At 53.6% G+C, this 20971-nt stretch carries 19 protein-coding genes; 7 read left to right on the top strand and 12 right to left on the bottom strand.

Annotated features, from left to right (window positions below):
* The first annotated feature begins 2 nt into the window (after positions 1-2).
* From HOL66_06780 to HOL66_06765, 4 genes are all read left to right on the top strand, one after another.
* Positions 3-1091 (top strand): PA0069 family radical SAM protein, encoded by a 1089-nt coding sequence (locus HOL66_06780; GenBank protein MBT5243931.1) that lies wholly within the window; start codon positions 3-5, stop codon positions 1089-1091.
* Between the two features lie 21 nt (positions 1092-1112).
* Positions 1113-1730, top strand: coding sequence for a ribonuclease HII (locus tag HOL66_06775; GenBank protein ID MBT5243930.1), 618 nt, complete (start codon positions 1113-1115; stop codon positions 1728-1730).
* A gap of 163 nt (positions 1731-1893) precedes the next feature.
* Positions 1894-2982 (top strand): site-specific DNA-methyltransferase, encoded by a 1089-nt coding sequence (locus tag HOL66_06770; GenBank protein MBT5243929.1) that lies wholly within the window; start codon positions 1894-1896, stop codon positions 2980-2982.
* Between the two features lie 27 nt (positions 2983-3009).
* Positions 3010-3471, top strand: coding sequence for a dCMP deaminase family protein (locus HOL66_06765; GenBank protein ID MBT5243928.1), 462 nt, complete (start codon positions 3010-3012; stop codon positions 3469-3471).
* Here HOL66_06765 and arsB read toward each other — a convergent pair.
* From arsB to HOL66_06730, 7 genes are all read right to left on the bottom strand, one after another.
* Positions 3455-4492 (bottom strand): ACR3 family arsenite efflux transporter, encoded by a 1038-nt coding sequence (arsB, locus tag HOL66_06760; protein ID MBT5243927.1) that lies wholly within the window; start codon positions 4490-4492, stop codon positions 3455-3457. The genes HOL66_06765 and arsB overlap by 17 nt on opposite strands.
* A 15-nt stretch (positions 4493-4507) precedes the next feature.
* A complete protein-coding gene (locus tag HOL66_06755) occupies positions 4508-5389 on the bottom strand; it encodes a 3-hydroxybutyryl-CoA dehydrogenase (protein ID MBT5243926.1) in 882 nt (293 codons plus the stop codon).
* Between the two features lie 27 nt (positions 5390-5416).
* The gene (locus HOL66_06750; GenBank protein ID MBT5243925.1) at positions 5417-6349 is read right to left on the bottom strand and encodes an electron transfer flavoprotein subunit alpha/FixB family protein; all 933 of its coding nucleotides are present in this window, start codon (positions 6347-6349) and stop codon (positions 5417-5419) included.
* The gene (locus tag HOL66_06745) at positions 6349-7098 is read right to left on the bottom strand and encodes an electron transfer flavoprotein subunit beta/FixA family protein (protein ID MBT5243924.1); all 750 of its coding nucleotides are present in this window, start codon (positions 7096-7098) and stop codon (positions 6349-6351) included. Before HOL66_06745 ends, HOL66_06750 begins: the two co-directional genes overlap by 1 nt.
* 217 nt (positions 7099-7315) lie before the next feature.
* Positions 7316-7879 (bottom strand): cob(I)yrinic acid a,c-diamide adenosyltransferase, encoded by a 564-nt coding sequence (locus tag HOL66_06740; protein ID MBT5243923.1) that lies wholly within the window; start codon positions 7877-7879, stop codon positions 7316-7318.
* A gap of 4 nt (positions 7880-7883) precedes the next feature.
* Positions 7884-8507, bottom strand: a complete 624-nt coding sequence (locus tag HOL66_06735) for a LysE family transporter (GenBank protein ID MBT5243922.1) — start codon at positions 8505-8507, stop codon at positions 7884-7886.
* A gap of 71 nt (positions 8508-8578) precedes the next feature.
* Positions 8579-10327 carry a hypothetical protein gene (locus HOL66_06730; GenBank protein MBT5243921.1) on the bottom strand — a complete coding sequence of 583 codons (1749 nt, stop codon included), beginning with the start codon at positions 10325-10327 and terminating at the stop codon, positions 8579-8581.
* Between the two features lie 224 nt (positions 10328-10551).
* On the opposite strand from HOL66_06730, the gene HOL66_06725 reads away from it, so the two are divergent.
* The gene (locus HOL66_06725) at positions 10552-11133 is read left to right on the top strand and encodes a GNAT family N-acetyltransferase (protein MBT5243920.1); all 582 of its coding nucleotides are present in this window, start codon (positions 10552-10554) and stop codon (positions 11131-11133) included.
* 6 nt (positions 11134-11139) lie between these two features.
* On the opposite strand, the gene HOL66_06720 is transcribed toward HOL66_06725, so the two are convergent.
* Both HOL66_06720 and ccrA read right to left on the bottom strand, forming a co-directional pair.
* Positions 11140-12813 carry an acyl-CoA/acyl-ACP dehydrogenase gene (locus tag HOL66_06720; protein MBT5243919.1) on the bottom strand — a complete coding sequence of 558 codons (1674 nt, stop codon included), beginning with the start codon at positions 12811-12813 and terminating at the stop codon, positions 11140-11142.
* Positions 12814-12822: 9 nt separating this feature from the next.
* Positions 12823-14103 (bottom strand): crotonyl-CoA carboxylase/reductase, encoded by a 1281-nt coding sequence (gene ccrA / locus HOL66_06715; GenBank protein MBT5243918.1) that lies wholly within the window; start codon positions 14101-14103, stop codon positions 12823-12825.
* 166 nt (positions 14104-14269) lie between these two features.
* On the opposite strand from ccrA, the gene HOL66_06710 reads away from it, so the two are divergent.
* Positions 14270-16267 (top strand): protein meaA, encoded by a 1998-nt coding sequence (locus tag HOL66_06710; GenBank protein MBT5243917.1) that lies wholly within the window; start codon positions 14270-14272, stop codon positions 16265-16267.
* On the opposite strand, the gene HOL66_06705 is transcribed toward HOL66_06710, so the two are convergent.
* Positions 16264-16668 (bottom strand): hypothetical protein, encoded by a 405-nt coding sequence (locus HOL66_06705; GenBank protein ID MBT5243916.1) that lies wholly within the window; start codon positions 16666-16668, stop codon positions 16264-16266. The two genes, HOL66_06710 and HOL66_06705, sit on opposite strands and share 4 nt — an antisense overlap.
* Before the next feature lie 259 nt (positions 16669-16927).
* Here HOL66_06705 and HOL66_06700 point away from each other — a divergent pair, with 259 nt between their 5' ends.
* Entirely contained in the window at positions 16928-17356 is a 429-nt protein-coding gene (locus HOL66_06700) for a DUF1127 domain-containing protein (protein MBT5243915.1), read from the top strand.
* A gap of 20 nt (positions 17357-17376) precedes the next feature.
* Here the strand turns inward: HOL66_06700 and HOL66_06695 are convergent, their stop codons facing one another.
* Together HOL66_06695 and HOL66_06690 are read right to left on the bottom strand one after the other, a co-directional pair.
* Positions 17377-17709, bottom strand: a complete 333-nt coding sequence (locus HOL66_06695) for a hypothetical protein (protein MBT5243914.1) — start codon at positions 17707-17709, stop codon at positions 17377-17379.
* Positions 17706-20942, bottom strand: coding sequence for a PAS domain S-box protein (locus HOL66_06690; protein ID MBT5243913.1), 3237 nt, complete (start codon positions 20940-20942; stop codon positions 17706-17708). Before HOL66_06690 ends, HOL66_06695 begins: the two co-directional genes overlap by 4 nt.
* Positions 20943-20971: the final 29 nt, after the last annotated feature.

The following is a 20971-nucleotide window of genomic DNA, read 5'->3' as shown; positions in this document are numbered from 1 at the left end:
CGATGATTGATATCAGGGCAGACAGACCTAAAAAGGGCCGCGGCGCCCAAGCTAACCGGACCGGTCGCCACGAACCTTTGCAAACAATAGCCATCAATGATGGCTGGGATTTGGACGAAGACGATCTGCCACCCCTGCGCACCACGGTGACCAATGAGACGTGTCGCACCGCCATCACCTATAACAAATCGCCGGATCTTCCTTTTGATCGTTCGATCAATCCATACCGGGGTTGTGAGCATGGTTGCGCCTATTGTTATGCACGGCCCAGCCACGCCAATATGGGGCTGTCGCCGGGGCTCGATTTTGAAAGCCGCCTGTTCGCGAAAACAAATATTGTTGAAGCTCTTGAGCGGGATTTGCGAAAGCCCGGCTACCGCTGCCGGGGCATCATGATTGGGGCCAATACGGACCCTTATCAACCCATCGAGCGCGCCCATCGTCTGACCCGGCAGGTACTGGAAGTGCTCAGTACCTATCAGCATCCCGTCGCCATCGTCACCAAATCAGACCAGGTGTTGCGCGATCTTGATCTTTTAGGGCCAATGGCAGCGAAGGGACTGGCCGCGGTGGCGGTATCGGTGACAACCCTTGATCGCCACCTGTCACGCAAGCTGGAACCCAGGGCCCCGACTCCCGAAAAGCGCTTGCAGGCAATCAGGGAATTAAATCGGGCAGGGGTGCCGGTAAGCGTTTTTGCCTCGCCGATGATCCCGTTTCTCAATGATGCCGAGCTTGAGACGATTATCAAAGCCGGGGTCGATGCCGGGGCGGTATCGGCCTCTTATATATTGCTCAGGCTGTCACTGGAACTGAAGGACCTGTTCGCAGACTGGCTCGACGTTCACGCCCCGGGCAAGAAGGATCATGTCCTTAGCTTGATCAGGCAGAACCGGGGCGGTGAATTGAACGACAGCACGTTCAGCAAACGGATGACCGGCAGCGGCCCCTTGGCGCAGCTGCTGTCGAAACGCTTCCACCTAGCCTGCGGCCAGTTGGGGATTGCAGCGGCCAATGCCAGGGATCTGGGCCTTGATTGCGGGCGCTTCCAACTTCCGCCACAGGCTGGCGACCAGATGGCATTGTTTTAATTTTTCGGATACTTTCATACCATGCCTGATTTCATGTTCGAGTACGAAGCCATTGCCGAAGGTCTTGGCCCTGTTTGCGGCGTAGACGAGGCCGGGCGTGGTCCCTGGGCCGGGCCGGTGGTCGCCGGGGCGGCGATCCTTGACCCTGCGACACTGCCCGACAGTCTGCGTCAGGGGCTGGATGATTCAAAAAAACTAAAGCCCGAAAAACGCCAGACCTTGTTCGAGCTGCTTAAGGTTCACGCGATAACCGGCTTGGGTATCGCCAGTGTTGAAGAAATTGATGCCTTGAACATCCTTGCCGCAACCATGCTGGCGATGTCCCGCGCTGTTGAGGCTTTGAGTGTGAAACCGGGAATGGCGTTGATCGATGGCAACCGCCTGCCCGAATTACCGTGCCCGGGCGAAGCCTTGGTCAAGGGCGATGGCCGTAGCCTTTCCATTGCTGCGGCATCAATTGTCGCCAAGGTCAGCCGCGACAGGATCATGGCCGAACTGGCCGAAGAATATCCGGCATATGGATGGGATCATAATGCCGGATACGGCACCAAGAAACATCAACAGGGACTGGCCGATTTTGGCGTTACGGAGCACCACCGTCGCAGTTTCGCACCGATCAGGAAAATATTGGAGCGCTAGATATTGAGTCCGGACGATTCATAGCCTCTATATATAGAGTCAAAAAACTTATCTAACCTATTGGATTCATTTACTTCTTGACCGCGAATCGTCACTGAATCAGACTGCCCGAAATTAACTGGGCAGGGAGAGGTGATGCTTAGGTGTGTCGCCTGCAAGAAACATGGGTTCTGGGAAATCCTCGAAAGACGGTCAAATACTTCAGGGAAATTGCGTCGATCTGATGAACGGACTGCCCGAAGCATCCGTTGATATGGTCTTCGCCGATCCACCATATAACCTGCAGCTGGAAGGCGACTTGCTGCGCCCCAATAACTCTGTCGTCGATGGCGTCGACAATGACTGGGACCAATTCGACAGTTTTAAGGCTTATGACGAGTACACCCGTGGCTGGCTGGAAGCGGCCCGGCGGGTCTTGAAGCCCAACGGTACTTTGTGGGTGATCGGCAGTTATCACAATATTTTCCGGGTTGGCTCACAGTTGCAGGATTTGGGTTTCTGGATGCTCAACGATGTGGTCTGGCGCAAAACCAATCCCATGCCAAATTTCCGCGGTCGCCGCTTCACCAATGCCCACGAAACCCTGATCTGGTGCGCCAAGACCAAGGAGTCAAAGTACCTGTTTAATTACGAGGCCATGAAGAACCTCAACGAGGATCTGCAAATGCGTTCCGACTGGGAGCTGCCCATTTGCACGGGTCGTGAACGCCTTAAAAAAGACGGCCAGAAGGCGCATCCGACGCAAAAACCGGAATCCCTGCTGTACCGTGTGATTTTGTCATCGACAGAGGTCGGCGACGTGGTCCTTGATCCGTTCTTCGGCACCGGCACCACCGGCGCCGTGGCAAAGAAACTGGGCCGTCATTACATCGGCCTTGAGCGTGAAGCCGAATACGTCAAGATCGCCAGGGAGCGCATCAAAAAAGTCAGGGAAATTTCTGATGATGAGAAAACCCTCTATTCAACGCCGCCCAAACGCAGTCTGCCGCGTATTCCTTTTGGTCGCCTGATTGAACGTGGGCTTTTGAAGCCCGGAACCGTCCTTTGCGACCACCGCCGTCGTCATACGGCCCGGGTCCGTGCCGATGGTTCGCTGGCTTGTGCTGATTTCCGCGGTTCCATCCATCAGGTCGGAGCCCATGTGCAAAAAGCCCCGGCCTGCAACGGCTGGCAGTTCTGGAATGTGGATAATGGCGGACAATTGACTTCCATTGATACGTTCCGCCAGAAGCTGCGTGCCGAGTTGCATTAATACGCCCGCTGGACGACAATCACTAATATGAGCAAATGGGACGCCCGATTCTTACGCCTCGCCAAAGAGGTCTCGACCTGGTCGAAGGACCGCTCGACCCAGGTCGGCGCGGTCATCGTTGGCGAGGACCGGACCCCCGGCCCCTACGGCTATAACGGTTTCCCCCGTTACATCGATGATGAAAAAGAAGAACGCCACGCCCGCCCGACCAAATACGACTGGACCGAGCACGCCGAACGCAACGCCATCTATAACGCCGCCCGTATGGGTGTGCCCCTGAAGGGCGGCACCATCTACGTCACCCATGTGCCGTGTACGGACTGCGCCCGGGCGATCATTCAGGTTGGTATCAAGCGGGTCGTCACCGATGCCAGTTGCATGGAAGGGGGCTTCGCCGAGCGTTGGTCAGAAGCCGCCGAAACAACCCGCGAGATGCTGGCCGAAGCAGGCATCCCCATCGATTTGGTGGAGGTTACGGACGAGGCGTAAGACCCGCCTCGTACCAGCCCTTGGTCGAGTTGACGATTTTGACCACTGACAGCATGACCGGGACTTCGATCAGCACACCGACGACGGTGGCAAGCGCTGCTCCTGACTGAAAACCGAAAAGGCCGATGGCGACGGCAACTGCCAATTCAAAGAAATTACTCGCCCCGATCAAAGCCGAGGGGGCGGCGACGCAGTGGGCGACGCCGAACTTGCGGCTCAGCAGGTAAGCCAGCCCGGAGGTGAAATAAACCTGGATCAGAATAGGCACGGCCAGCAGCGCTATAATCACCGGCTTGGCGATGATTTGCTCACCCTGAAAACCGAATAGCAGAACAAGTGTGGTCAGCAGGGCGACCAGGGAAACCGGTCCCAGCCTGTCCAGGACGGTTTGCAGTTTTTCCGGCCCACCCCTTGCCAAAAGGTTTTTGCGCCACATTTGTGCGAAAAGCACTGGCACGACAATGTAGAGAACCACTGACAGAAGCAGCGTTTGCCAGGGAACAACAATCGATGACAAGCCCAGCAACAGCGCAACAATGGGGGCGAAGGCAAAGACCATAATAACGTCGTTGAGCGCCACCTGGCTTAAGGTAAAATGAGGCTCGCCGTCACACAGATTGCTCCACACAAAAACCATGGCCGTGCAGGGGGCTGCGGCAAGCAGGATCAGGCCTGCGATATAGGACTCGATTTGTTCGGCCGGAAGATACGGCCTGAAGACGACGCCGATGAAAATCCAGCCCAGCAGGGCCATGGAAAACGGCTTAACGGCCCAATTGATAAACAGGGTCACGCCAATGCCACGCCAATGTTCCTTGACCTGATGCATAGCCCCGAAATCGATCTTCAGCAGCATCGGGATGATCATCAGCCAGACCAGCACGGCAACCGGGATGTTGACGCTGAACAGCTCGGCGCTTCCCAGAACATGAAACGGTGTGGGTATGAAGTGGCCGAGCGTAATGCCGACAACGATACAGAGGGCCACCCACAGCGTCAGATAGCGTTCAAAAAGATTCATGATTATTGACGGCGTCTAGCGGGTCGGGACCGGCTCATCACCGGAATAATCATAGAAACCGCGCCCAGTCTTGCGACCCAGCCAGCCCGCTTCCACGTATTTGACCAAAAGCGGGCAGGGCCGGTATTTGGTATCGGCCAACCCCTCGTGCAGCACATTCATCACCGCCAGACAGGTATCCAGGCCGATAAAGTCGGCCAACTCCAGCGGTCCCATGGGATGATGGGTGCCCAGTTTCATGGAGGTGTCGATGGCCAGAACAGAGCCCACACCTTCATACAGGGTGTAGACGGCTTCGTTGATCATCGGCAACAGGATGCGGTTGACGATAAAAGCCGGGAAATCTTCGGCGTTGACCGGAGTCTTGCCCAGTTGTTCGGTCAGGGTGCGGACGGCGGCGTAGGTTTCCTCGTCCGTGGCGATGCCCCTGATCAGTTCGACCAGTTCCATCAGGGGAACAGGGTTCATGAAGTGCATGCCGACGAACTTGCCGGGCCGGTCTGTTTGCGCACCCAACCGGGTAATGGAGATAGACGAGGTGTTGGACGCAATAATGGTGTGTTCGGGAACCACCTTGCAAATTTCGCGGATGATTTCTTTTTTCAGTTCCTCGTTTTCGGTGGCCGCTTCGATAACCAGATCGCAGTCTTTGAAGTCGTCGTAAGAAGAGCCTGTGGAAATGAGGGCAAGGCCAGCTTCCATGTCGACTTGCGCCAGCTTGTCCTTGCTGACGGCCCGCGTCATGTTTTTATTGATGACAGCCAAAGCGCCCGTGAGGCTGTCTTCATTGATATCCATCAGGTAGACGTCGTGACCAGCCAGCGCACAAACGTGGGCGATACCGCCACCCATTTGGCCGGCCCCGATGATGCCTATTTTTTTGATGTCCGATGACATGACGTTTCCTAAAAGTTAAAGCTTAAGCTATTTATCCAATTCTGCCGACAACTGCGGAAGCACGTCGAACAGGTCGGCGACAAGACCGAAATCAGCGATCTGGAAAATCGGCGCTTCTTCGTCTTTGTTGATGGCGACAATGACCTTGCTGTCCTTCATGCCGGCCAGATGCTGAATAGCCCCTGAAATACCGACGGCGATGTAAAGATCGGGGGCGACAACTTTGCCGGTTTGGCCAACCTGGTAATCGTTGGGTACGTAACCGGCGTCAACGGCAGCGCGCGAGGCGCCAACGGCAGCACCCAGTTTGTCGGCGATGTCTTCAAGCAGATGGAAGTTTTCACCGTTTTGCATTCCGCGACCGCCAGAAATGACGACTTTGGCGGTTGTCAGTTCGGGTCGTTCGGATTTGCTCACTTCCTGACTGACAAAACTCGACAGGCCCTGATCGCCGCCACCGCTGACAGCTTCGATGGCCGCACTGCCGCCTTCTGTGGCGGCGGCTTCAAAAGCAGTGCCGCGAACGGTGATGATTTTTGGTGTGTCGGCGGTTTTGACCGTCGCCATGGCGTTGCCGGCGTAGATCGGGCGGATGAAGGTGTCCGGGCTTTCAATGGCGGAAATTTCTGAAATTTGCGCCACATCAAGCAGGGCGGCAACACGCGGCATGATGTTCTTGCCCGATGTTGTCGCGGGGGCGACAAGGTGGCTGTAGCCGGGGGCCAGATCAACCAGTAGAGAGGCCACGTTTTCGGCCAGCCCGTTAGCAAAAGCGCCGTCATCGGCGACGATGACCTTGGCGACACCGGCGACCTTTGCGGCTTGTTCGGCAACACTGCCACAATCAAGACCAGCGACCAGCAGGGTGACGTCACCAAGTTCGCTTGCGGCGGTGACGGCGTTCAGGGTGGCGGACTTCAATTCCGAATTATCGTGTTCGGCAACGACAAGAATACTCATCAGATGACCTTCGCCTCATTCTTCAGTTTATCGACCAGTTGGGCAGCATCGGCGACGATTTCGCCTGCATCACGTACTGGCGGCTCGACGACGTTGACGGTTTCAAGTCGCGGGGTTACATCGACGCCAAGCTCATCCGGGGTGGTGGTGTCGATGGGCTTCTTCTTGGCCTTCATGATGTTGGGAAGCGATGCGTAACGCGGCTCGTTAAGGCGTAAATCTGTCGAGATAACGGCCGGAAGATTAACCTGGATGGTTTGCAAGCCGTCATCGACTTCACGGACCAGCGTCGCCTTGCCATCGCCGGGTTCCAACTTGGAAGCAAATGTGCCTTGCGGCCAGCCCAACAGTGCGGCCAGCATCTGGCCGGTCTGATTGGCATCATCATCGATAGCCTGCTTGCCGACGACTACCATGTCGGGTTTTTCTTTTTCGACGATGGCTTTAAGAAGTTTGGCGACGGCCAGGGGCTGCAATTCAGTTTCGGTTTCAACCAAAATGCCACGGTCGGCGCCCATTGCCAAAGCCGTGCGGATGGTTTCCGATGACTGTGCCGTGCCCATGGACACGACGACCAACTCGTCGGCGGTGCCGGCCTCTTTCAGGCGGATCGCTTCCTCGACGGCGATTTCATCAAAGGGGTTCATGGACATTTTGACGTTGGCCGTCTCGATACCCGAATTGTCTGATTTAACACGGATTTTGACGTTGAAGTCGATAACCCGTTTGACGGCGATAAGAACTTTCATGGATGACCTGCCGAAGAGCTGGAGATTGGACCGAGTGTGACCGAAAAAAACCTCTAAAATTTTCAGCTAACATACTGAATATTTTGATGAATTCCTGTTGTATCACGTTACTTCGCAGATGCACAATAAGGATAGAGTCAGGCCCTGTCAATGTCGCCATGCGCCCTATTTTGTAGGGATTTCGACGCTTCGGGAAAAGCCTGTTCGGGTACTGATTTTAACGGTTGGCGCCGGGTGTCCACAGGACATCATCCTGGCCCGCATTGTTGTGCAATCGAGCCAGCTGGAACAGGTGATCGGACAGTCGGTTGATATAGCGCAAAGCCGCCGGGTTGGTGGCCTCAATGGTTATTAATTCTGAAACCAATCGTTCGGCGCGGCGCGAGACGGTGCGCGCCATATGCAAATGGGCCGCGGCCTGCGAACCGCCGGGCAGAATGAATGATGTCAGTGCTTCAAGTTGCTCGTTCATGGTGTCAATTTCGCTTTCCAGACGCGCCACCTGGCCATCGACAATACGAAGCGCTTCGTCAGTTTCCGACCCGTCGCCGGGTCGACACAGGTCAGCGCCAAGATCGAACAGGTCGTTCTGGATTCGCGCCAGCATGGCGTCAGCGTCGCCGTCCGTGTACAGACGGGCCAGACCGATTGTCGCGTTGGTTTCATCGACGCAGCCGTAAGCGGCGACACGAAGGTCGTGCTTGGCCGTGCGATCGCCATTGCCTAAGGATGTTTCGCCCGTATCGCCGCCACGGGTGTATATTTTTGTCAGTTTCACCATGCACTCAAGTCTTTCGTGCCAGCGCCAGGGCCAGCCCGGTGCCCATCAAAAGCCCACCGGTGATGCGGTTGCGCAGGCGGCCGCGTCTGGCGTCGGCAAGAAAGGGGCGCAACCTGCCGCACAACACCGCGTAACAGCTGTCCAGAAACGTCGCAATAAACAAAAACGTGACGCTCAATACAAATAATTGCGGCCCCGGATCCCGTGCCGGGTCCATGAACTGTGGAAAGAAGGCGGCGTAAAACAGGATCGTCTTCGGGTTGGTGATCGAAATCACGAAACCCTGCCAGAAGATGCCTTTCTTCGACCAGGCACTGGCACCTTCCTCGCCCAGGACGATGGGTTTAGCCCGCCACTGCTGGATACCTAAGAAGACCAGATAGGCAGCGCCAAACCAGCGCAGCGATTCAAACCACTGGGCAAGCAAAGCAAAAGCCGAAGCCATGCCAAACCCGCCGACGATCAGAAGCACCGTCGTCGCGCACGAGGTGCCAACAACGGTGCGCAAGCCGTGACGGGTGCCATAGGCAAGCGAATTGGCGACGGTAATGGTGACAATCGGTCCCGGCATCAAAATCAGCAGGATCGTCGCCAGAACAAAGGTTATGTACAGGTCCATTTCGATCATGGTCAGACCTTATATCCGGTCTGGATGAAAGGGAAGGGGGTCAGTGGGGCCTTATCAGGAAAATGCGGCAATCAGGAGGTGTCTTGGGTTTCGGTATTCTTGCCAAACAAATTCCCGGCTGCCTTGGTCTGTAGCACGTATCCCATTAATCCACCCAGTACGGCCATCAAGAGAGCAATGAACAAAGGCCATTGATACCTCATCATTTTAAACTGTTCGGAAATGACGTCCGGTTTCAGGCCATCAAGTGTTTGAGGATATAAATTATGCCACAAACCCAAATAAGCCAGAGATGTTGCCAAGCCCAGGGTCGCCATGAAGAAAACGTGTACGGCAATTCGCCGGATCATGTTTTTATTTCTGTTCCGCAACTGCATTGTATCAAAATGATAGACGGTAAAGATGGCCGTTGTCATCGGCAGGAAACCCCAGACCCCATTAATGATTTGCTTCCGTATTGACGCATTGGAAGGGTCTCCCCCTGCGGCGCCAAGGGAAGGCGCAAACAGGAATTCCAATAAGAATCCAATAATAAAAAGTACCAGTAGACCGGAAAATCCGCCAACAAGAGCCGATTTTCCATAGTTTGACCAGGGCCGTACTTTTCCCTGGGTAAACCAGGTGCCTTTGCGTCTGAGCTTTGCCCGGAAGATTAAGGCTACCCATGCGGCAATGCCGTGAATACATGCTGTGGCAACCCCCCAGATGAGAGCATCCGCACCGGGTTTGGGGACATATTTTAGTCTTTCGAGCAAGCTGTTGTCATAATTGGCGGCGAAATATTCGGCTCCACCCATGACCAGAATCATAAAAACGAAGAAGATAATACCGACCATCAGCCAAATGACGTTATTGACTGTATCTTTCTTTTTTTCATTAATAATGATATGCGCGGGAAGCAGGAAACCCAACTTGTTCAAATTTATGAAGACGTTTGCTTGCAGGCTTTCCTTTGAACACGCCGCACAGGCGATGAACGAATAAAGTTGTTTAAGAAGATCACTGATATCCTGATCAAGGGCTAGCTCTGTTGCCCGATATTCGTTGTCATTTATAGTAAGCCCCAGATAGTAGTCCAGGACGCTTTTTAAGTTCCTGTGCTGTTGTTGAATTTTTTCGAACCGCTTTCTGTAATACTCAAAGAATTTTGTGTCATATGAATCCCGCTCAAACGTTCCTGCCGGACTAATACCATCGGTGTCAGCTTTTCGCAGGCTAAACAACAGACAGCAAGCTTTTGCCCATTTATGCTGAATATGATTATGGGGGAGTTCAAAATCCGATACACTGACGGAAAGAAATTCCGGTTCGTTCAATTCGACTGATTGCGTGTAGTCACCAAAATTAAAATCTGACGATAAGAGTTTTTCAACAATCTCATCCACGCCACTTGGAATTTTGGCAAGACGGTGTAGCAACTGGCGTATCTTTTCTTCGCCTTTCTTAACTTGCGGCACACTTTGCAGGAAAAAAATCAATGCGATGGCGGTTAGCGGGAATGTCGACTGATTTGGTTCAATCCCGGTTGCGTAATCCGGGAGGGTATCGTTATTGACCATCTTGATGATCGGGAGTGAAAATTCCGGAAAAACGGCAATGAAAATATAAACAAGACCGGTAAACCCGACGTATACAAATTGCCACTTACGATAATTTTTATCAGATGTCTGGAAGATAGGCTTGAAGCGTCGCGCATAATTAATCTGGGACTCGGCATCAGCATCATATGTGGGGTCGGCAAATTTATCGATTGATGCCCCGCAGACAATTAATAAGCCGAACCCGACGGCTACCCAGTATGCGACAATTGCGGGATCCATATCCTGCCTCCTAGTGGGCGAAAATCAACCCTTGATAAAGTCAATATATATTAAAACTCTCAATGAGAGCAATTTTTTATGCCGTACCTCATAACCCCCGTGAAATTGCCTTTTTAACAAGAGGGTACAGACATTGTATCTGTCCGGGCTGAAAAGGAAGGATTGATGGGGTATTTTGATTAAACGCACTGGTTATTGATGACTTGGTTTGGCAAAATCCGGGCATGGAACTTATTCTCAAGAGCGAACGCCTCGTGTTGCGACCTATGGCCACATGTGACCTGGATTTGTCCATTGAGCTTTGCACGAGCCCGGATGTCATGAAGTACGTTGGCGACGTGGAAACCGAGGATCAGATTATCAGGAAAATGCCGAATTATGTTAAGCGCTGCGCAAATGGCAGTATTGGTGTTTGGTGTGTTGCTGACCTTTTAACAAATGAAAAGCTGGGGGATGCAGTTCTGTTGCCCCTGCCCATCGACGAAGACGATACCAACTGGGATTTGGTCAGCGGAGATCATTTGCCTGAGGCTGAAATTGAAATCGGTTATATGCTGAAAAAATCGGCCTGGGGAAAAGGTTACGCCACAGAAATATGTCGTCGAATGCTTAAATTCGGCTTCGAAGAAACGCCGTTACCGGAAATTGTTGCGGTGACTGACCCGAAAAACACAGCCTCGCAAAATGTGTTAAAGAAATCCGGCTTGCGTGAAGAGGGAATGCGACGGGCCTACGCCGAACAGTGCACGGCCTTTCGGATGACACGTCAGCAGTGGCAAGAATCGAGCCAGGAATATTCGGGTTGATTGGTTTTAATTCCGGCCTGCCAGCAGGCCTCGTGCAATCACATGCGCCTGGATTTCAGCGGCGCCCTCGAAAATGTTGAGGATGCGGGCATCGCAGAGAACCCGCGAGATCGGGTATTCCAGGGCGTAGCCATTGCCACCGTGAACTTGCAGGGCGTTATCGGCGTTTGACCAGGCGACGCGGGCGGCCAGCAATTTGGCCATGCCCGCTTCGATATCGCAGCGCCGGTCAGAATCCTTTTCGCGGCCGGCGAAGTAGGCCAACTGTTTGGCGACCATGGTTTCAACCGCCATCCATGCCAGCTTTCCGGCGACCCGGGGGAATTCAACAATCGGTTTTCCAAACTGAATGCGTTCGCGAGCATAAGAAAGACCCAGTTCCAGAGCCGATTGGGCGACCCCGGCGGCGCGTGCCGCAGTTTGAATGCGGGCCGATTCAAAAGTTGCCATCAGATGTTTGAAACCCTGACCCTCGACGTCGCCCAGAAGGCTATCGGCCGAAACTTCAAAATTGTCAAAACCGAGTTCGTATTCCTTCATGCCCCGGTAACCCAGAACCTCGATCTCGCCGCCGGTCATGCCAACGGCCGGGAAAGGGTCGCTGTCTGAGCCGCGGGGTTTTTCGGCAAGCAACATCGACAGGCCCTTGTAGCCTGGTTCTTCCGTCTTGGTGCGGACCAGCAAGGTCATCATATCGGAGCGCGCGGCGTGGGTGATCCAGGTTTTGTTGCCGGTGATTTTATAAACATCGCCTTCCAGCACGCCGCGGGTTTTAAGACTGGCCAGATCCGATCCGGTGCCCGGTTCGGTGAATACGGCGGTCGGCAGGATTTCCCCCGATGCGATCTTCGGCAGGTAATGTTCCTTCTGCTCGTCTGTGCCGCCCAGTCTGATCAACTCACCGGCGATTTCCGAGCGGGTGCCAAGGGAGCCGACGCCGATGTAGCCGCGCGACAGTTCTTCGGTGACCACACACATGGCCATCTTACCCATGCCGAGGCCGCCGAATTCTTCGGGGATGGTCAGGCCGAAGACGCCCAGTTCGGCCATCTGCTCGACGATCTCCATTGGGATCAGTTCGTCTTTAAGGTGCCATTCGTGGGCTTCAGGCAAGACCTGTTCGTTGACGAAGCGGCGGAACTGGTCGCGGACCATCTCGAGCATTTCGTCGTCAAGTCCCGCGTGACCAAAGTAGTCACTGTCCGCACCCTCGCAAATCAGGGCGGCGATGCGCATACGGGCGGCGTTGGTGTTGCCGCCGCGGGTCAGCTTTTTAACACCGTCCGTAAAAAAGACGTGTGTATCTTTACTGGACAGTCCCATATCGCGGGGGCGGATGATTTCGACCTGAGATAAGGCAATGCCGCCATAAAGCTGGGACAGATATTCGCCAAAAGCCGACTGCAATATAAGTTGCTCAAGCTCGCCGAAGTTTCCAGTTGCTTGCAGGCGCCCACCCCAGCCATGCATCTGGCGAAGTGCTTCTATATAGGTCGCGGCCCAGGAAAGCCCGTGCGCCGCGAATTGTTCATCATCGATCAGCTTGCTATCAACCCGGCCGTCCCTGATCACCCGTTCGCCAACCTGGTCCCTGATCTTGCCGAGCAGAATTTCAGCCGAAGCAAGGGCGTCCTCGCAGGCGGGAAGAAGGTCATCAATGATCATTGATTTGTCGCTCATGCTTTGTTTCTAGGCCTCGATGCAGTCTTCCAGGGTCCGCAAGCCGGCTTTCTTGGCTTGTACCAGGACCGCCATGTTGCCAGGCTTGTGCTCGTTTTTCATCATCTTCATATGGGCTTCGGGGATGTCGTCCCAGGCGAACATTTCGGACATGCACGGGTCGATGCGGCGTTCGATGACAAGCTGGTTGGCCTGGCTCGCCTGTTTCAGGTTGGCGAAGTGGCTGCCCTGGATACGTTTCTGGCGCATCCACACAAAACGTGCGTCCATGGTCAGGTTGAAGCCCGACGTTCCGGCGCAGAAGACCACCATGCCGCCGCGCTTGACCACATTGCACGAGACCGGGAAGGTGGCCTCGCCGGGATGCTCGAAGACGAAGTCCACATCGACGCCCTTGCCGGTGATGTCCCAGATCGCCTTGCCGAATTTGCGGGTTTCTTTCATATAGTCGCCAAATCCCTCGCCGTTAACTTCCGGCAGTTGGCCCCAGCAATCGAAGTCCTTGCGGTTGATGACGCCCTTGGCGCCCAATTCCATGACGAAGTCACGTTTGGATTCGTCTGAAATCACACCGATAGCGTTGGCACCGGCGGTGGCAATCAATTGAACCGCCATGGAGCCAAGCCCACCCGATGCACCCCAGACCAGAACATTATGACCTGGACGCAGGATATGCGGGCGATGGCCGAATAGCATGCGGTAGGCGGTGGCGAGTGTGAGCGTATAACAGGCGCTTTCCTCCCAGGTCAGGTGTTTGGCGCGCGGCATCACCTGTTGTGCCTGAACGCGAGTGAACTGGGCGAACGACCCATCGGGGGTCTCGTAACCCCAAATGCGTTGCGAGGGAGAAAACATGGGATCGCCGCCGTTGCATTCTTCGTCATCACCGTCGTCCTGATTGCAATGAACGATAACCTCGTCGCCTACTTTAAAGCGTTTGACCTTGTCGCCGACGGCCCAGACGATGCCTGCAGCGTCCGAACCGGCGATGTGGTAGTCGGCCTTGTGGACGTCAAAGACCGAAATTGGCTGGCCCAGCGCCGCCCAGACGCCGTTGTAGTTGACACCGGCGGCCATGACCATGACCAGAACGTCGTGCGGATCAAGATCAGGGGTGTCGACGACTTCGACCTGCATGGCGCTGTCCGGGTCGCCATGACGTTCGCGACGGATGGCCCATGCGTACATTTGTTTGGGTACATGCCCCAGGGGCGGAATCTCGCCGATCTCATAAAGATCTTTTTTTGGCAAATCCGAATGCATTTCAACAGCTTCGGCGGGTTCGCTCATGACGGTCTCCCAAATATCTCAATTAACGGATAAACCGTCATAGACTTTTGCGGGTTTCTTCGCAATGCACAATTTGATAGATTGTTTCAATGCGTACCCGCAAATAATAATTAAACTACTGTTTTCAGACCATTAAAGTATATTGGCTTAACACGGGAATTTCCCCATGACTGATAAATTCGCAGACGCAACAAAAAACCAGGATGCCGACAGGCCGTGGATGTTCCGGACTTATTCGGGTCACAGTTCGGCCAAGGCGTCTAACGAATTGTATCGCACCAACCTGAGCCGCGGTCAGACCGGCCTTTCCATTGCTTTTGATCTGCCAACCCAAACCGGTTATGACGCCGACCACCCGCTGGCCCGGGGCGAGGTCGGCAAGGTCGGGGTGCCGGTCTCACACCTGGGTGATATGAAGACCCTGTTTGACGGCCTGCCGCTGGAACGCATGAACACCTCCATGACCATCAATGCCCCGGCGGCCTGGATGTTGGCGCTTTATATCGCCCTTGGTGAAAGTCAGGGGATAGCGCGGAGCGCCCTTACCGGGACGACCCAGAACGATATCATCAAGGAATACCTGTCGCGCGGCACATACATTTTTCCGCCCGAACCATCACTCAGGCTGATATCGGACGTGGTTTCCTTCACTTATGCCGAGGTGCCGAAATGGAATCCGGTCAATGTATGCTCCTATCATTTGCAGGAAGCCGGTGCGACACCCGAACAGGAACTATCCTTTGCGCTGGCCACGGCGATTGCCGTGCTGGACGCGGTTCGCGACAGCGGCCAAGTGCCTGAAGAGGATTTTGCAAAAGTCGTTGGCCGTATCAGTTTTTTTGTTAATGCCGGTATTCGACTGGTGACCGAATTGTCGAAGATGCGGGCGTTTGCCGAAATGTGGGATGACATTGCCTGCAATCGCTACGGGGTCAGCGACGAGAAGCTCAGGCGTTTTCGATACGGCGTACAGGTCAATTCACTGGGACTTACCGAACAACAGCCGGAAAACAACGTTTACAGAATTTTGCTGGAGATGCTGCCGGTGGTGTTATCGAAAAACGCCCGCGCCCGCGCCGTTCAACTACCCGCCTGGAACGAAGCGCTGGGTCTGCCCCGTCCCTGGGATCAGCAATGGTCATTGCGTTTGCAGCAGATTGTTGCTTACGAGACGGACCTTCTGGAATTTGGCGATATTTTCGATGGCTCCCGCGTTATCGCGGAAAAAGTCGAACAGTTGAAGTATGAGGCAAACAGGGAACTTGCGCAGATTGAAAAAATGGGTGGCGCTGTCGCCGCCATCGAAAGTAGTTATATGAAAAGCGCGTTGGTTTCCTCCAACGCCAAACGGCTTGCCGCCATTGAAAACGGCGAACAGACGGTGGTCGGCGTCAATCGCTTTATGGAAGCCGAAACCTCGCCGCTTACGACCGGCGACGGAGCTTTCCTGAGCATTGATCCAAAGGCCGAAGAGCAACAAATTGCCTTGCTTGAGAAGTGGCGGGCTCAGCGAGACGACAATGGCGTGGCGACAGCCCTTGCCAAGCTTGAAGCGGCGGCCAGGGAAGGCCGTAATATAATGGAGCCATCCATTGCCGCCGCCCATGCCGGCGTGACCACCGGCGAGTGGTGTGAGACCCTGCGCAGGGTGTTTGGTGAATATCGCGCCCCGACAGGTGTGGCTGGTGCATCCGGCCCCGGACCGAGTGACGAGGACAAGGCATTGGTCCATGTGCAGGCCGTGTCGGAAAAACTTGGCCGTCGCCTGAAGATGTTACTGGGTAAACCGGGACTTGATGGTCATTCTAACGGGGCCGAGCAGATTGCCGTGCGCGCCCGCGACGCCGGTATTGATGTTGTTTATGAAGGTATCAGGCTAACCCCTGAGCAGATTGTCTCCGCAGCACTTGAAGAAGGCGTTCATGTGATCGGGCTGTCGATCCTGTCGGGTTCCCACGCGACCCTTGCAAGCGAAGTGATGGCCGGGTTAAAGCGGGCCGGTCTGGAAGATGTTCCGGTGATCGTTGGCGGCATTATTCCCGAGGGCGATGCCAAGGCGTTGCTGAAAGCGGGAATTGCGCGGGTCTATACGCCCAAGGATTATGACCTGGGGGCGATTATAAATGATATTGCGGGAATTGTTGAAAGCGCAAACGACCTTTAGTCTTTGGCAACGGCAACTTCTCCCGGGGCCATGACAGGAAGCGCTGTGACGTCTTTGCCTGGCGGTTTGGGGTTATCAATCAGTGGGGCCATGGATTCCAGAAGATACTTCAGGACTCCGTCCTGGTATTCCGGCCGGACCATCGCCCAGCTGGCGAAAACGCCGCCGCGGCTTTCGTAATTCATGACGTCTTCATCGTCGAGATAAGCGTCAAGATCGTGGCCCAGATCACGGCTTTTATCGACAAAGATCCATTGCGGCTTCAGGCCGCCGTGCCAAAGCACGAAGATTCCGCTTGCCCCGTTAAGGCCTAGTTTTTCCGGATCGGTGATAAGTAACCGATGGAACTTTCCGGTCGCCGTCACGGCCCACTGCGGATTCGTTTTGTCCTCGCTTGTCATGGCTGATTTTTCTCTTGATAACACAGACTTTAATTCCAAAAAATGCGTGCTCAACGATAGCACCATTAGCGAATCTTAAATTATATAGCGTGGAAACAATGGCTTGTGTCGGGTTGTTATTTGGTTAACAGGACCATTTTTAATCGATATCAGCTATGCGTCTAATGCAATGCTGCACTGCAGCAATTGCGCTTATTTTTTTGCAAAATCATTCTAAACTTATACTCGTAAGCAACATGATGGTTATAGGACCAAGCCGATGAAGAACATGAATGATGATAAATCGCGCACCGCGACGCCGTCGTTGAACACATGGTGGAAGCGCAACAGACTGTCCCGCGAAATGCATGGGCTAAATGATTACATGCTTGCTGATATCGGCATTAGGCGCGATGAAATTCCGCTGATCGTCGAGAAGTCCTTCCCGCGTGTCCGCATTATGGATGTGCTCGCCGGGTGGCTGGATACCTGGATAGAGACCCGCACAAACCGTCAGGCAGCCAGGGAACTGGCCACGTTTGATGATCGGATGCTGGCCGACATTGGCTTGGGTCGTTCCGACATTTCAGCCATTGAGAAGGGCTACTACCCTGTGCGCCATCTTACTTCTTTACCGATTTTCGGAACTGGCGTTAACGGTTTTTCCAATACCGACGCGGTAAATGACGATCACCAGCGTGCTGCCTAGAGCATCTTTGAACAAAGCGCCTAGTTAGTGGCTGGAACCTGACGGTAGCCTTTTAGTTTCATACAACGGGCGAGCAGGTCGCTCGTGCTTTTTCCAACCTGATAGGCATCCATGTTTTTCTGGTAGGTGCTTTGGCCGCCGTAACCGGTGCCGACGGTGTCGTTCTGTTGGTGTCGATAGTCGCGTTCGGCCTCGCGGGTAGCGTAGGCCCGGCACTGGGCAAGGGCAGCACGCTGTTCGTCAACCTGAACGTTCGGTTTTTGCCAAACGGTTGCTTTTACGGCGCAGGCCCCAAGCAGGATTATCAGTGTCAGGGCCACGACCAGAGGGATAACAGGCCGGGACATTTTCATTTTTTTCTCCGGCTGTGTCCGGGTTGATCAATCAGGGTACCGGCAGGGAACGATATTGAAACCGTTGTGCCTTTGCGGGGGCGGCTCCTGATTTTCATGCTTGCCCCGTGCTGGTTAACCAGGGCTTCACTGAGTGGAAGACCAAGGCCGGTGCCTTCGTATTTGCGTGATAACCTGCTATCAACCTGAACAAAAGGCGTCATCACCTTGGGAATGTCAGAGGCCTTCATGCCAATACCGGTATCTTTGACGGAAACGACCAGCATTCCGGTTTTCGTTTGATAGGCTTTCAGGGTTACCGAACCGCCTTTGGGTGTGAACTTGACCGCGTTTGACAACAAATTCAATATAACCTGTTTAAGGCGTCGCGGGTCGCCCATGACACCGGGCAGGTTTTTTTGGATGTTTCGTTTTATCAAGACCCCGCCAAGGTTGGCGCGTTCCTGAACCAGTCGCAGGCTGGACTGAAAGATCGGCAACAGGTTGACCTCCTCGGGATTGAATTCAAGCTCCCCGACCTCAACACGCGAGACATCAAGGATATCGTTGATGATGGCCAGCAGATGTTGCCCTGAATCACTGATCGTGCTTGCGTAATCAGAATATTTTGAATGACCAATTGGGCCGAAAATTTCCGTTTTCATCAGGTCCGAGAAACCGATAATTGCGTTTAAGGGGGTACGCAGTTCATGTGAGACATTGGCCAGAAATTCGGTTTTGGTACGGCTGGCAATTTCTGCCATGTTCTTGGCCTTAATAAGGTCTTCTTCGGCCAGTTTGCGTACGGTAATGTCATCCATCGATCCAGTCATGCGATAGGCCCGGCCATTGGAATCAAACAGCGCCTGACCGCGATTTCTGATCCAGCGTTGTTTCTTGTCCTTGCGTGTCACCCTGAATTCACAATTGAACAGGGGAATTTCACCTTTCAGGTGGCGGCGAAGGTTGTCCTTGTAGGGTGTTTTATCATCAGGGTGTATTTCGGAAAATATAAAGTCCTCGGTGACGATATTGTTGTTGGATTTCAGTTTATTGATCATATCAACACCGACCAATTCCTCGAGACGATCTGATATGAAAAGATAATTTGATTTAATATCCCAATCCCAAATGCCTTCATTGACGCCTTTGATGGCCAGAGCGTAACGCTCTTCGCTTGCACGCAAGGCGTCCTGAGCGACTTTGCGCTTGGTAATGTCACGAATAACGCCCGTAAAAACCTTAAGCCCGTCTATCGTGTGCTTACTGACTGCCAGTTCCAGTGGGAAGATGGTGCCATCCTTGCGCCGCCCCTGAACTTCGCGGCCTGTGCCTATTATGTGGGGGTTTCCGGATTTTTTATAGCGATCTAGATAACCATCATGTTCGCGTTTGAAAGGTTGCGGCATGAGTATCTTGACGTTTTTTCCGACAACCTCTTTCGCTTTGAAGCCGAATATTTTTTCGGCCGCCGGGTTAAATGTGGAAATTATGCCTTCTTCACAGATGGTGATGATGGCATCGAGGACATTTTCCATGACCTGACGCAGGGCAGCTTCGCTGGTCTCAATGGCATCAGCGGCATTTTTCTTTTCGGTAATGTTGTCGCGAACAATGACAATGCCGCCTTCAGGGGTACGGGTGGTCTTTACAAACCACCAACTTCCATCGGAAAGCTGTTGTTCATGGGCGCCGGTTTTTCTTAGTATTTTCAGCCGTTTTTTAACATAAGCATTCAGGCTTTCTTCGATATCGGCGTAAGCATTCTTTTTTGCCAGTAGCCGAATGCTGTCACTTAATGAAATTCCCGGAGTCAGCACCTTAGGGGCCATTTTATAGGTTTCAGCGTAAAGGGAATTGTGCAAGACCATTTTCTCATCGGCATCAAACATGACGAAGGTTTCCGACATGTTTTCAACAGCGGCAAGGAGTTGATTATGGGTGGCTTCCAGCCGCGCCTCACTGTCCACGACCGCCTGCTCGCGAGCCTTCATTTCCGTTACGTCTGTCAACATGCTGACCAACATACCCTCGGAGGTCTTAAAATCGCTGTAGCGAACCCAGCGTCCATCTTCAAAAAGAACTTCCGGTGTTGCACCAGGATTCTTGTGTCGTTTCAGGCGCCGCCGAATCCATGAGTTTTTCTCTGCGCTGGTAAGATCGGACATATTGTATTTTACAAACGCATTGAGGATATTTTTATATGATTGGCCGGGGACAAAATATGGAAGGGCCTTTTTGGCGTGCTTCTTGTAGCGGCTGTTGCAAAGAACCAGACGATCATTCTGGTCATAAATAACAAAACCATCAGGCATGCTTTCAATAGCCTGTTGAAAGCGCAGCTCGCTTTTCCGGAGAGCCAGTTCAGTTTCTTTTTGTTCAGTTATGTCGGCATACAGGCAAACGCGCCCGCCATCGTTGGTCAGGAAGTCCTGAGAGGAAAACCAGCGTCCATCTGGAAAATGCGTTTCGTGCATAACCCCTGGTGTATGGTTGTGGGCGACGCGCTCTTTGATCCAATCGTTCTTTTGCTTCTTTGACTCCCCCTTGAAATTGCGGTCGGCGACGGCCTTCGTCAAGGCGCGGCGGGTGACGCCGGATTTGGCAAGTTTCGAAATTCCCGGGACCTGATTCTTATAATGGCTGTTGCAAAGAACAAAACGGCCCTGCGCGTCAAAAAGTACAAATCCTTCCGATATACTTTCAATGGCATCTTGCAGACGTTCTTGTGCAGCAGTGGAGAGGCGGGTGCTTTCGAGCAGGCGCGCTTCGCGTTTTTTCAGTTCGCTGATATCTTCGTAAGTGGAGACGGTATAACCGGATTTTGTCCGGCGCTCCTGTATTTTGATCCAGCCTTTACTTTTAAAACGGGCTTCGATTGGGGGCCCGGGATTTCGGTGTGACGCCATGCGGGTTTTAACCCACAGGCGTTTATTCACGCCGGTGTAGGCCACGCCCTTCTCGGTAATGGACAGACGGATCATTTGCTCGAAGGTCAGGTTGCTTCCGAGCACTTTTTGGCTCTGGTTCGCAAGACGACGAAACTCGCTGTTAAATGCGATCAGTTTGTCCTGTGGATCAAAAAGAGCAAAACCGATTGGCAGACATTCGATGATCTGATTGAGTAATTTCGGGTTCTCCAGAACCGCTTCGGGCAACCGAAGCGGCGCAGCCCTCTTACCTTGCCTTGGTTTACGGGTTCTGTTGTGGGATGCCTTTACAGCCCCTTTGACGGAGCTTTTACTTTTGTTCATCTAGCCTTTTCCCTCTCCAGGCTTCCTTT

Source organism: Rhodospirillaceae bacterium, assembly GCA_018662005.1.
In the GTDB taxonomy this organism is placed as follows: domain Bacteria; phylum Pseudomonadota; class Alphaproteobacteria; order Rhodospirillales; family JABHCV01; genus JACNJU01.
Note: the sequence above shows the minus strand (reverse complement) of the source record. Positions and strands in the feature narration are given on the sequence as shown.